Annotated in this window: 9 protein-coding genes; all 9 read right to left on the reverse strand. The window is 48.6% G+C overall.

The annotated features are described in order from the left end of the window. Nucleotides 1-32 precede the first annotated feature (32 nt). The 9 genes from MIH18_RS10490 to MIH18_RS10530 all read right to left on the reverse strand — a co-directional run bounded on the left by MIH18_RS10490 (nt 33) and on the right by MIH18_RS10530 (nt 12861). Complete coding sequence (locus MIH18_RS10490; RefSeq protein ID WP_249014510.1) at nt 33-1685, reverse strand: thiamine pyrophosphate-dependent enzyme; 1653 nt, start codon at nt 1683-1685, stop codon at nt 33-35. 56 nt (nt 1686-1741) lie between these two features. Beyond that, entirely contained in the window at nt 1742-2086 is a 345-nt protein-coding gene (locus MIH18_RS10495; protein ID WP_249014511.1) for a RidA family protein, read from the reverse strand. 30 nt (nt 2087-2116) lie between these two features. Next, nucleotides 2117-3364: an FAD-binding oxidoreductase gene (locus MIH18_RS10500; RefSeq protein ID WP_249014512.1), complete on the reverse strand. Its 1248-nt coding sequence runs from the start codon at nt 3362-3364 to the stop codon at nt 2117-2119. Between the two features lie 183 nt (nt 3365-3547). Continuing rightward, nucleotides 3548-4582, reverse strand: coding sequence for a histone deacetylase family protein (locus MIH18_RS10505; RefSeq protein ID WP_249014513.1), 1035 nt, complete (start codon nt 4580-4582; stop codon nt 3548-3550). A 608-nt stretch (nt 4583-5190) separates the two neighbouring features. Continuing rightward, nucleotides 5191-8142 (reverse strand): FAD-binding and (Fe-S)-binding domain-containing protein, encoded by a 2952-nt coding sequence (locus MIH18_RS10510; RefSeq protein WP_249014514.1) that lies wholly within the window; start codon nt 8140-8142, stop codon nt 5191-5193. Nucleotides 8143-8233: 91 nt separating this feature from the next. Continuing rightward, nucleotides 8234-9442, reverse strand: coding sequence for an aminotransferase class V-fold PLP-dependent enzyme (locus MIH18_RS10515; RefSeq protein WP_249007351.1), 1209 nt, complete (start codon nt 9440-9442; stop codon nt 8234-8236). Nucleotides 9443-9533: 91 nt separating this feature from the next. Next, nucleotides 9534-10721 (reverse strand): CoA transferase, encoded by a 1188-nt coding sequence (locus MIH18_RS10520; protein WP_249007350.1) that lies wholly within the window; start codon nt 10719-10721, stop codon nt 9534-9536. 39 nt (nt 10722-10760) lie between these two features. After that, the gene (locus tag MIH18_RS10525) at nt 10761-11555 is read right to left on the reverse strand and encodes an enoyl-CoA hydratase/isomerase family protein (RefSeq protein WP_249007349.1); all 795 of its coding nucleotides are present in this window, start codon (nt 11553-11555) and stop codon (nt 10761-10763) included. Nucleotides 11556-11574: 19 nt separating this feature from the next. Then, nucleotides 11575-12861, reverse strand: coding sequence for a TRAP transporter large permease (locus MIH18_RS10530; RefSeq protein ID WP_249014515.1), 1287 nt, complete (start codon nt 12859-12861; stop codon nt 11575-11577). Nucleotides 12862-12881: the final 20 nt, after the last annotated feature.

The raw sequence follows: 12881 nt of genomic DNA on the forward strand, positions 1-12881 counted from the left end.
CTTTTTTATAAGTGACTGATAGCTCCATGATTTTATGGCACTAACTTGCGAGGATCGGTAATCACATGTAGTAATACAGTCCTTCGATCTTTTATGACAACCTGCATCGCTTCGGCCACACTCATCTTGATATCTTTATCATTATCAACTCGTATGCCATGTGCACCAAAAGCATTGGCTAGCGCAGCAAAATCGGGATTATGCAACTGCGTACCGGACACCCGATCAGGATAATTTGCTTCTTGATGTTGACGTATAGTGCCAAACTGTTGATTATCCATCAAAATTATTAACACAGGCGCCTGATAACGGATTGATGTGGATAACTCCGCTTCATTCATCATAAATTCGCCATCACCGGTGACTACTACAGATAGGCGTTCTGGCGACTCTAATGCTGCAACGATACCTGCCGGCAAACTATAACCCATAGCGCCATTTCTGGTGCTTAACTGGCTTGGAAAAGTGTGAGTAGGTAGATAACGCTGCGCCCACAAACAGTGATTACCAGCACCAAAACTATACACGGCGTCTGCAGGCAATAGCGCTGTCAACGCCCTGATGACTTGCGTCATACTCGCGTATGATTGCTCAGCGCTAACACTTTCACTTTCTTTCTCTGATAGATCACAATCTTTTCTTTGCTGTTGATGGCAATGTTTAAACCAATCGTCACGAGACACCGAACTTGGCAACGATGCTCTGCCTATCACTTTGATAAAGCTAATGGGACTGGCGACAACATGTTCAGTGACTGAGCCGCTGTGCCCCCGCAAACTAGTATCTAAATTAACGATATAATTCGGCTTTTCAAAGGACTGCCGTAAACGATAACCATCGCTAGCAACGTCACCCAAAACCGTTCCTATCGTCAGCAGAACGTCAGCATCTTCAATTAATGCAGCACAATCGTCTGAACGCCCATACCCCAGATATCCAGCATGCGCAGGAGAATCAAAAGTAACTCGATCCGAGGCACGCCAATCATGAATCACTGGTATGTGGTTAGCTTCTGCGAACTGCGTTAATTGGTCAGAAACTTCCGACGTCCAGTTTTGGCCGCCAGCAAAAATTAACGGCTTGGCAGCGTTTGATAACGCTTCAAGTATAATATCGAGCTTGTCGTCGGAGACACCTCCTTCGGCAACGGGTATCACGGGATGCAGTTGTCCATGGAACTCCTGCCGGATAATATCTTCAGGCAATCCGACGACAACGGGACCAGGCCTACCTTCCATGGCAGCGTGAAAGGCTTTAGCCACAATCTCGGACGCTCTTGAGACCTCATCCAATATCAATACACGCTTACATTGACTAGAGAACCATTGATTGAGGTCAAACTCTTGAAAAGACTCTCGATTTCTATCGGAAACGGGAATCAGACCAACAAATAATATCAGAGGAACACCGTCTTGCCATGCGGTATGAATACCGGTATAAGCTTGCGCAGCGCCCGGCCCACGCGTAACCATGGCAATACCGGGAGTACCTGTAAACTTACCGTGTGCGTCTGCCATGTACGTACAGGCCGCTTCATGACGGCACACTACTGTCTGAATTTCCGTATTGTATAGACCATCTAATACCGATAAATAGCTCTCGCCTGGGACCACAAACGCGCGACTAACTCCATGTAATTGAAGGCTGTCTACGATCGCTTGACCACCATGAATGGTATTATTCATTATTGTTACCTTCTCTAAATACGAGCGATGGTTGTTTGCCAGTATGCTTCAGCATTTTACTCAGCGGCGATTATGGTAATTTCCACCAATAAATCTGGGTGCGCTAAAACAGACTCTCCGCACGCTCGAGCTGGGGGCAATGTGTCTTCAAACCACTGATCCCACACCTTATTCATCGCCGTAAAATCATTCATACTTTTAAGCCAAATCGTTGCTGATAGCATTTTTGATTTATCACTGCCCACTTCTTCCAGCAACTTTTTGGCTTTATTCAAACACGTTAATGTTTGAGCAGATACATCCTCATCGACAGCCCCGACTTGACCTGACAAATAAACTGTCTGGTTATGAACAACAATTTGGCTCATACGTTCATTACTTTTTAGTTTTAGCATAGTCATTTTTTCCATTTTGTTTAAATATTTTAATTACTAATTAGAAAATCGTTGAGCATTAAAAGGCTTAACATCAACAGTTAAGGGTTTATTATTAATTAACTCCTCAATGATACGACCTGTAATTGGCCCTAACGTAAAGCCTTGATGGCCATGCCCGAATGCAAACCACAAATTATCGTGTTCCCCGGAAGCTCCAATAACCGGCTTCATATCAGGCATACAAGGTCTAGACCCACACCATGGATCGCTCTCTACTTCATCATTTAACGGCAAAATATTTTTGGCGAAATCCAATGCAGCTTGAAGTTGTCCAAAGTCTTTTTTCGCATCCAATAAGGTGATTTCTGCGCCAGTGGTAACACGAACGCCTTGCTGCATTGGCCCCATCACGAACCCTTTATCCATATCTATCAAACTGTGATTGATAGCATTTTTATCGGTAGTTTCAAAGTGCTGATGATAACCACGCATCGGAAATAAGGGTAGATTATATCCCAAGGGTTTTATCAGCTGGCTAGACCAAGGGCCTGCAGCAACAACTAAATGATCACTATAAAAAACCTTATCATCGGTCACCACTTGCCAACCATTGCCGTCCGGCAGAATTTTTTTGACGCTACATTTACCTATCGTACCGTGCATATCTTGATAGCTCTTAGCATACGCACCCACTAACGCACCTGGGTCTGAGACTTGCCAAGAATTTAACCAATGAATTGCACCAATAAACCCTTCAAAATTTCCGTTAGGTTCTAGTTCTTTCAACTCTGCAAGGGAAAGAACTTTATGCTCAACCGCCTGTTCACACGCATTTTTAGCTGCTGTAACGGCAGCCTTAAACTTATCTTCCGTTCGGTGCATTTCGATCCAACCGTCACGTCTGATCAAATCCTCAACGTCAGCAGCCATGATCATTTTCTGATGCTCACTTGTACAGTGCTCAATTAAAGTCTGCCACTCTTTTTCTATTTTTTGGACCGATAAGGGTGCAGAAAACCGCCAGTACTGTAGTAGTGCGTGTCGATAACGGAAGACAGCAGGTAAGCGATAACGAATATCGGTATTTTTATTCGGCAGTATTTTTATCAGTTCAATCAGCCGCCTAGGAAAGGGATGAACATGAATCGCTTCTCGCTGAATCAATCCTGCATTGCCATACGACGTTTCTAATCCCGGTGACTTCTTGTCTAACAGAAGAACCTGAGAATTGTTCTTTTGTAGATGCCAGGCGATAGATGTTCCAACCATACCAGCACCAATTACGATGACCTTATATCGCATATCATCTCCTCTTCACGATAGGTATATAAAATACTATGTGTCTCTCAATATTATAAAGATTTGATTAACACCCGATTTTTCGCCGATCGGTAATTTAGTGAAGGCATCTTAAACAGAAAAATTATCTAAATTAATGGCTTGCTTAGAAAAATTTTACTTTCCGTTTCTAACTGGCTATTAGTTTTAATCCTTTGAAATAAGTCCAGATAAAAAAGCCTGTAGGTTTTCATTGAGCTTTTCTATACAGTAACCGCCTTCTACTAAGACAATCACTGGCTTATTCAGTGCTTTCAGCTTTTTTGCTAGCGTTTTAAAACCCTGTGTACTGACATGACATTTAGCTTGTGGATCGTCTTTATAGACATCGAATCCTAACACATGAACGACAACGTCTGGATTAAACAGCTTTACAATTTCGATCGATTTATCTACATAATGAAAAAATCCAACTTCATCGGTACCGTGCGGCATCGGGAAGTTGACATTATAACCGTATCCATTCCCATGCCCTCTTTCGTGCTCGTGACCTGCAACTACGGGATAAAAATTAATAGGACTGCCATGCACCGAAGTATATAAAACATCTTTACGGTCATAAAATATTTCTTGAATACCCTGACCATGATGCATGTCGGTATCTAAAATGGCGATTTTTTTAAATTTCTGGCGTAAGTGCTCAGCGATAATTGCTGCGTTATTTAGATAACAAAAACCACCTGCTGCGCTTTTTCTAGCGTGATGCCCTGCGGGCCTCGTCAGGCATATTTGAATATCATTTTGATGCATCTCATCATTTAATAATGAATCAGCAGCATTAAGTGCCGTTTGAGCGGACCAATAAATAGAGGTCCATGAATGCTTGCCAATTGGGGCGCTACCATCAGCTTGATACTTGGCCGCTTTTGCCAAAATACCAAGCCCGGAATTGTTGTTTGGAACATAGACTGTGGTTTGAACCTCCTCTCCCATATCCTCACCCGAAGCCATCCATTCTTCATAACCATGCTTTAAAAACTCAACATAGTCGAAGTCATGTACTACTAAAATCGGCTCGATCCCTATTTCTTTCGCAGTCGTTACTTCTAACCCCATCATCTGTGGAGCTTTTAATAGCTCAGTCAACCTCTCAGGTGTTTCTTGGGGCTGGCGCATTTGCCCTCGAGAAAAGTAGCTTTTAGGATGATGAAGCTTTTGTTTTTCGTGACTGTATATTTTCATTTTCTTCGTTCCATTGTTTCTGTCAAAATCTATTTTATAATTTTTATTATAAGTTTTTCTTACTTACGAAAACTCTAGTAACAGTCTTAGATCTATATCATTTATATTATGATATTCAGTAGAAAAATTTAACTATAAAATATTTTGAAATTTTATATAAGTACTATCCACTAAATATATGGCACTGAATATCGGGAGTCAAACGATATAAAATTATATCGAATATAAGTACAGCTTATACATTGGGAGTGACAGCTTTAAGAAGAAACATGTAATGCTAAATGAATGGTATCGATATTTTCAATTTCAAAACTGCGTAGTTTGGCATAAAACCGCTCATTACCAGTTGTAAATCGTCGGCTTCTTGGCTTTGAATTGACCAGGGCAAAATGTAGATCACCAATAGTCCTGCCAGCGCCGGAATAGTATTAGCCCATTAACGTCGACTCAAAATTGACCAACCTGAGTCAACATAGCCGCCTCGCGCAATAATCAGGGCAGCGGCCGATGTTGACTCAAGAGACACTTTCTTTTGGTCATACACGCTCTCCAGTCTCAGGGTATTATTCCTTCGCTGGGCTGGTCACATCCATTCAGCCACTTCACGGTCAGGCTAATGCACTTTCCAGCACCTTGGCGACATGCAAGGCGGTTTTATTGGCGCCATCGTGAATTTGATGTCGACAGCTGGTGCCATCGGCAACCACAAGATCATCGGCCGCCGCCTTACGAACCGCAGGGAGAAGTGAAAGCTCGGCCATCTGCATCGAGGCCTCGTAGTGTTCACGTTCGTATCCAAAGCTGCCGGCCATTCCGCAGCATGAGGTTTCGATGTTTTTAACCTCTAGTTCCGGTATCCAGCGAAGCACCTGCTCGACTGGCCGGAGAGCATCAAACGCTTTCTGGTGACAGTGTCCGTGTAGCAGCACTCTGGGCGTTTCGAGGGCTTTTAGCTCAAGCTTCAAGCGACCTGCCTCTTGTTCTTTGACCAAAAACTCCTCAAACAGGAAGGACGCCTTCGACAAAGCCACGGCCTGCTCACCGTAGCCATACTGCAAAAACTCATCGCGTAGGGTTAGCAGGCAGGATGGCTCCAGCCCGACAATACTGATGCCCCGTTCAACAAACGGCATCAGGTACTCGAGTGTGCGCTTTGCTTCGGCTTTGGCCTTGTCCACCTGGCCGGAGGCAAGATAGGTTCGGCCACAGCATAACGGTCTCTCGCTCGGAGCTTTGTTGACGTGCACATGGTAGCCGGCGGCAGTAAGAACCCGTTGTGCCGCTTCCGCGTTAGAAGGCTCAAGGTAGTTATTGAAGGTGTCGACAAACAGCAAAACTTCTTTTTCATAGACTGCGCTACCAGGCTTCGCAGCAGCGCCAGCCAGATAGTTACCGCAAAAGTTCGGCAAAGCGCGCTGTTCTGCCAAGCCTAAGGTGCGCTTAATCCAGTCTGACAAAAAAGGCACCCGTTCAACTGCAGCGATGACGCTTGAAAAATGCCTGGCGTATGCAGCGTAACGAGGCATTTCAGCCACAAATCGATCTCGAAGTGAAATCCCGTGTTTTTTTGACCAGGCCGAACGTGCCTCAATTTTCATCTTGGCCATGTCTACACCGGTTGGGCAATCACGTTTGCAGCCCTTACAGGACACACACAGATCCAGTGCCTCTTTGACATCGTTGCCGGCAAGGCCGTCTGACCCTAATTGCCCGGACAACGCCAGCCGCAATGTATTGGCTCGCCCTCGTGTCAGGTGTTGCTCTTCCCGGGTAATGCGAAAACTGGGGCACATGGTGCCGGCGTCGAATTTCCGGCAATGGCCGTTGTTGTTGCACATCTCAACGGCTTTGATCAGCCCGGATGTCGGATCGCCCGCACTGCCCGGCGCACTTTGTTCGCCGGTTAACGGATCGCGAAGTACATCCCAGCCTGACCAGTCGAGCGCTGGCGTTATTGGTATGCCCTTATACCCTTTATTAAACCGGAAGTAGTCTGGATCATCCATTCGCGGGGTATCGACTATTTTGCCGGGGTTCAGCAAATTCTCAGGATCGAAAAGCTGTTTAATCTCCTTGAATGCCGCATTGAGCTGTGGCCCAAACTGCCAGGCCACCCACTCTCCGCGACAGATCCCATCGCCATGCTCGCCGGAAAAAGCACCTTTGTATTCGCGCACCAGCGCTGACGCTTCTTCGGCGATTGCACGCATTTTTTGCGCTCCGTCACGACGCATATCCAGGATCGGCCGAACATGCAAAGTGCCAACACTGGCGTGGGCATACCAGGTCCCTTCCGTGCCATGTCTATGAAATACTTCGGTGAGCTTACTGGTATATTCTGCAAGGCTTTCAAGCGGTACTGCGCAGTCTTCAATAAAGGAAACAGGCTTGCCGTCACCTTTCATACTCATCATGATGTTAAGGCCTGCCTTGCGCACATTCCACAAAGCGGCCTGTTCAGCGGCGCCGGTCATGCTAACGACACAATCGGGTAAACCCAGATCCCCCATCAGCTCATTGAGCTTTGCCAGATCGCCTCGCAGTTTCTGCGCGTCTTCCCCGGAGAATTCAACCAGCAGAATGGCTTTGGGTTTGCCAATTAGCGCTTTCTCGATCACGGGCCGGAACGCTGCATTTTCAATCGCAAGGTCTATCATGGTGCGATCCACCAGCTCTACCGCTGATGGATTGAGAGTAACGATGTGCTGGGTCAGGTCCATGGCCTGATAGAACTGAACGAAGTTAACTACGGCCAGCACTTTGTGAACCGGTAGCGGTGCAAGCTGAAGCTTGATTCTCTGTGTAAGCCCCAGAGTTCCTTCAGAACCGACTAACAGGTGTGCGAGATTAACCTGGCCGTCCAGGTTATAAGGACGCGAATTCTGGCAGTTGAAGATATCAAGATTATAACCACCCACGCGACGCAGAACCTTGGGAAAACTCTCCATTATGTTGGCGTTTTCCCGCTCTGCGATGTGCTGCACCTGCTGGGCTATTGCGCGAATTCTTTCATTGACAGGTAGGTTGCTGGTCAAACCAAAATGCCCTTGCGAACCGTCCGCAAGTAAGGCGTCGATACCCAGAACATTGTGGACCATGTTGCCGTACTTGATGGACCTTGAGCCACAGGAGTTATTGCCCGCCATACCACCAATGGTGCATTGGGCGGCCGTTGATACATCAACCGGGAACCAAAGCCCATGGGGCTTGAGCCAGCGGTTTAGGTCGTCAAGAACCAGACCGGGTTCAACGACCACTGTCTGTTTCTCTTCGTCAAACTCGACAATCTGATTTAACCAGCGGCTGGTATCCAGAATGATCGCCTCGCCAACAGTCTGGCCGCACTGGCTGGTGCCCGCCCCGCGCGCAAGTACCGGAACTTTTGCATCCCGTGCTATATCAACAGCTAGTTGCAAGTCCGCCTGATTGCGGGGTATCACGACACCGACCGGCATAATCTGGTAGATAGACGCGTCCGTGGAGTATCGTCCGCGTGAGGCGTCGTCAAAAAGCACATCGCCCGCAAGTTCATGTGCCAAACGAGCGGCAACATCAGACATCGGTTTTACTCGCGCATTTTGCGATTGTATCTTAGGCTCTGAAAACGAGTTCATCGTTTACTCCTGATCTATGCCGTTATAAACACCGCTATTAATTGACGTGGTGCGGCCGGTTCTGGGAGAAGTACTCCAGCGCTGCCAAAACGCCACTGCCTTTGAGGTTCACTCCAGACAACTTCAGACCAGCCTCGCAGCCGCCTAACGCGGCAATCAAAGTCAGATCATTGCAGTCGCCGAGGTGTCCTATTCGGAACATCTTGCCTTTCGACTTGCCCAGCCCCATGCCCAGCGACAGATCGAAACGCTCGTAGATCAGGCGCCGAACCGCATCCGCATCCACGCCCTCAGGCATGACGACCCCCGTCAGAACCGGTGAGTAAACATCTGGCTCTTGGCACTGAACTTCCAGCCCCCAGGCTTCAACGGCCGCACGCACACCGGCAGCCCAACGCTGGTGACGCGCGAACACCTGTTCCAGACCTTCGTCAAGCAACATATCCAACGCTTCATTCAGGCCGTAAAGCAAGTTCGTGTTGGGCGTGTAAGGCCAATAACCGTTTTTATTGGCCTCAAGAATCTCGTCCCATGCCCAGAAGCTTTTTGGCAAATTTGAGGTTTTACTGGCAGCGATGGCGTTATCCGACAAGGCATTAAAACTGATACCCGGCGGCAGCATTAAACCTTTCTGGGAACCAGAAATCGTTACGTCGACGCCCCACGCATCGTGTTGATAGTCTGCACAGGCCAGGCCGGAGATGGTGTCAACCATCAACAGTGCTGGGTGGCCAGCGGCATTCATGGCTCGACGCACTGCCGGGATATCGCTTGTGACACCTGTTGAGGTCTCGTTGTGAACGACACAGACCGCCTTAATGGTATGTTCTGTATCCTGTCTCAGGCGATCTTCAATCATGTTGGCCTGCACACCCGCACGCCAGCCCTCATAACCGGGAAGCCCCAGAAATTCTGGTTCCAAGCCAAGCCGACGTGCCATTTTTTCCCACAGTGTTGCGAAGTGACCCGTTTCAAACATCAGCACCCGGTCACCGCTAGACATCGTGTTAATGAGAGCGGCTTCCCAGGCACCGGTTCCGGATGCCGGGTAGATAATAACGGGCTGGGTCGTTTTAAAGATGACCTTAACCTTCGCCAGCAACTCCAGCCCCAGGGCGCCAAATTCCGGCCCGCGATGATCAATAGTCGGGAGGCTCATGGCGCGCAGAATACGGTCCGGTACCGGAGACGGCCCGGGTATTTGAAGGAAGTGCCGGCCTGATGGATGAAAATCAAGTTTCAACATAGGAAATACTCCGCACGTTTATGGTGTCTATAAATTCTGAATTTTGAATTCACATATGAAGCGCATTATGGGTAAATATCGAAGTAATGAACTACTTGATACAACCCTCCTGGCGGAGATTACTAACCTCCTCTGCGCTCAAACCAGCGCCATACAAGATTTCATCGGTGTGTTGCGCAAAGAGGGGCGCCGGGTAACGAATCTGTGAGGGTGTACGGGAAAATTTGCTGGGAAAACCGATCGTTTTCATCTTGCCGATCACCGGGTGGTCGATTTCCTCGACCATGCCTCTGGCGAGAAAATGCTCATCCTGCACGGCCTGGGCGAAATTGTTGATCGGTCCGGCGGGCACGCCTGCAATGTCGCATCGATCCAGCCAGTGCGCCGTTTCACGAAGGGACAGGATTTCTTCCAGAACACGTTCGAGTTGCTCGACATTGCGTCCACGGTCGCTATTGGTCAAAAACCGCTCATCGGCAATTAAATCGTCCCGCGCGATGACATCCTGGCAGAAGCGCTCCCAGGTTCGCTGGTTAGCGCAGCCCAGCATCATGTAGCCATCCTGAGTTTTGACGGCTTGATAAGGGGCGGATACGCGATGACGCCAGCCGGTGGCTTCCGGCACGGTGCCTTCGGAGAAGTACGCCGCCGCCTCCCAACTGAACCAGGGCAGGCCACATTCAGTGATGGCTATATCAATCTGTTGACCTTCACCGGTGTTCATTTTGTGTATGCACGCCGCCAAAATCGAATAGACCGCCGTAATGCCAGCACCGATATCGTAAACGGCAATGCCGGTTTTTACCGGCCGCCGACCTGGCTCGCCCGTCATCGACATCAAACCGCTCATGCCTTGGGCCACCAGATCAAAACCGCCTTTATTACTGTACGGACCCGTTTGACCATAGCCTGAAATAGAGCAGTAAATTATGCCGGGGTTGATCATTTTAATGGCCTCATAATCGATCCCCAGAGATTTCGTCACTCCGGGCCGATAGTTCTCGACAATGACATCTGCGTCGTTGGCGAGCCGATAGAATATCGCCCTCGCCCGTTCATCTTTCAGGTTTAAAGAGATGCTTTTCTTGTTTCGGTTGATTTGGGAGAAACAAGTGGATTCGTCGTTAACGTAGGGCCCCATTTGTCGGCTGTCATCGCCACCATTGGCCTTTTCCACCTTAATGACTTCTGCCCCCATGTCACCAAGCACCATGGTGCAATAAGGCCCGGCCATGATTTGCGAGACATCCAGAACTTTTATGTTTTTCAAGGGAAGCATGTGTTTTCTCCATGTTGGAAAAGCTGTTCAGTAAGCAACCTATTTGCCGGTCCATTCAAACGGCGTCTTGGTGACGAACTTATTGACCGCTGCTTTGAAGTCGGCACTGGCATAGCAGGTTCTCACCCAGTCATCACTGACATCCGCAGCCGTCCGTCTGTGTGCGAGCACGCGGTTGATAATTTCTTTGGCGGCCTGCACCGTCAAAGGCGCTCGCTGACTGAAAGCCTGCGCTTTTTTGTCGACCTCATCCCTGATGACATCGGCTTCAAAAACCTCGCTGACTAACCCAAAGGACGCGGCCTCCGGTGCCTCGATCAGTTTTGCCGCCATCAGAATCTCCTTGGTTCGGGGGATACCCACGAGATCCATCAGGCGTGAAACGTTGGTGACCGACAGGCAATTGCCCAGGGTTTTAGCAATCGGTACCCCGAACTTCAGCGAGGGCGTGCAATAACGAAAATCGCAAGCAAGCGCAATAGCTGCTCCACCGCCGACACAAAAACCTTCAAGCAGCGCGATGGTCGGCGTTTTCATGGTTTCCAGGCTATGGAGCACACTGTCAATACGGCGTTCATAAGCAATGCCCTGATCACCGTGGTCAAAATCAGCAAATTGCTTGATGTCCGTTCCGGCTACGAATGCTTCCCCACCGTAGCCATAGAAAACGACAGCGCTTACCTCAGCTTTCCCGTCCATCTCTTCACAAATCCGCTCCAGTGAATCGTACATACTCCACGTCATTGCATTGCGGTTTGCTGGGCGATTGAAGCCAACCCAGGCCACCCCTTGGCTTACCTTGCAGTCGACACTGCCTTGGTCAGGTTTATTCATTTCATATCCCCTTCAGCTATTAGGTGCCATAAACCAGGTTCACCAATGACAATGCAAAGGCTGGAACATAGGTATTTATGATGAGAATCGCGAACAGCACACCCAGAAACCAGAGGTTGGTGCGCGAAGTCGCCCAGATATCAGATTTCGCAATGGAGCACGAAGCAATCAATACGCTCGCCACAGGGGGTGTTTGTTGGCCTATGGCCAGATTCAATGTAACGATCAAACCGAAGTGGACCGGGTCAATACCCACCGCGAGAATTAGCGGAAGAACGATTGGAACCACCAGGATGATGGCGGCGGCAGAATGCAGGAATATGCCCAGAATCAGGAAGACGACATTGAGCAACGCCAAGATGATGTACTTGTTGTCGGTCATGTCACTGATGGAATTGGCGAGCTGCTGTGGAAGCTGAGTCTCGGTGAGATAAAGCCCCACGACAGCGGAGCTCGCCACCAGAAGCATAACCACAGCCGTTTGAACGCCCGCATCGAGACAGGATTTGTAGAAGATACGCAGGTTGAACTCACGGTAGACAACGGTACTGATGAAGATGGCAACAACAACGGCCAGTGCAGCACCTTCGGTCGCAGTTACGATCCCGCCAAATATACCACCCAGAATAATAACCGGAATCGATAATGCCCAAATCGCACCCTTGAACGCTTCCCAGAGCTTTTTGGCCCGGAACTCACCTTCCGACGGAAAGTTATTCTTTTTCGCCAGGTAGTAACACATGGCGGCTAAGCCCAGAGCTCCCAATATCCCGGGCAAAATGCCGGCGACAAACATTTTAACCACAGAAACGCCGGACATTACGGCATAAAGAATCATGGGGATGGATGGCGGCAGTATAATCGCCAGGCTCGCCGCCGAGGATGAAATAGCCGCCGAGAACTCCTTCGAATAGCCCTTCTTTTTCATCGCCGGGATCATAATACTGCCGATAGCAGAAACTCCCGCGACAGCTGACCCCGAAATTTCTGCAAAAAATATTGAGGCGCCTATGGTAACCATAGACAGCCCGCCCTTTATAAAACCAAGCATTGCCGATGCAAGATCAATCAACCGCCGCGAGATACTAGAGGCGTTCATAATGGCACCCGCTAATATAAAGAGCGGAATCGCAATGAGCGGGAACTTCGTCGCACCATCAAACATTACCATCGCGACATTGGGTAGTGCCGAGACTCCATAACTACTGACAGTTGCAACAGCACCAACGATACCTAGCGCTATCGCTACAGGCACGTTGATCAGAATCAGACATATCAGACCAACAAACATGAAAAAAATGATCATTTTATTATTCTCCTGGGCTC

The organism is Marinobacter sp. M3C, assembly GCF_023311895.1.
In the GTDB taxonomy this organism is placed as follows: Bacteria; Pseudomonadota; Gammaproteobacteria; order Pseudomonadales; family Oleiphilaceae; genus Marinobacter.

What these genes read in the sequence shown, in the direction of transcription:
- MIH18_RS10490 (WP_249014510.1), bottom strand. Translation starts at nt 1,685, where the DNA reads ATGAATAATACCATTCATGGTGGTCAAGCGATCGTAGACAGCCTTCAA.
- MIH18_RS10495 (WP_249014511.1), bottom strand. Translation starts at nt 2,086, where the DNA reads ATGACTATGCTAAAACTAAAAAGTAATGAACGTATGAGCCAAATTGTT.
- MIH18_RS10500 (WP_249014512.1), bottom strand. Translation starts at nt 3,364, where the DNA reads ATGCGATATAAGGTCATCGTAATTGGTGCTGGTATGGTTGGAACATCT.
- MIH18_RS10505 (WP_249014513.1), bottom strand. Translation starts at nt 4,582, where the DNA reads ATGAAAATATACAGTCACGAAAAACAAAAGCTTCATCATCCTAAAAGC.
- MIH18_RS10510 (WP_249014514.1), bottom strand. Translation starts at nt 8,142, where the DNA reads ATGTCTGATGTTGCCGCTCGTTTGGCACATGAACTTGCGGGCGATGTG.
- MIH18_RS10515 (WP_249007351.1), bottom strand. Translation starts at nt 9,442, where the DNA reads ATGTTGAAACTTGATTTTCATCCATCAGGCCGGCACTTCCTTCAAATA.
- MIH18_RS10520 (WP_249007350.1), bottom strand. Translation starts at nt 10,721, where the DNA reads ATGCTTCCCTTGAAAAACATAAAAGTTCTGGATGTCTCGCAAATCATG.
- MIH18_RS10525 (WP_249007349.1), bottom strand. Translation starts at nt 11,555, where the DNA reads ATGAATAAACCTGACCAAGGCAGTGTCGACTGCAAGGTAAGCCAAGGG.
- MIH18_RS10530 (WP_249014515.1), bottom strand. Translation starts at nt 12,861, where the DNA reads ATGATCATTTTTTTCATGTTTGTTGGTCTGATATGTCTGATTCTGATC.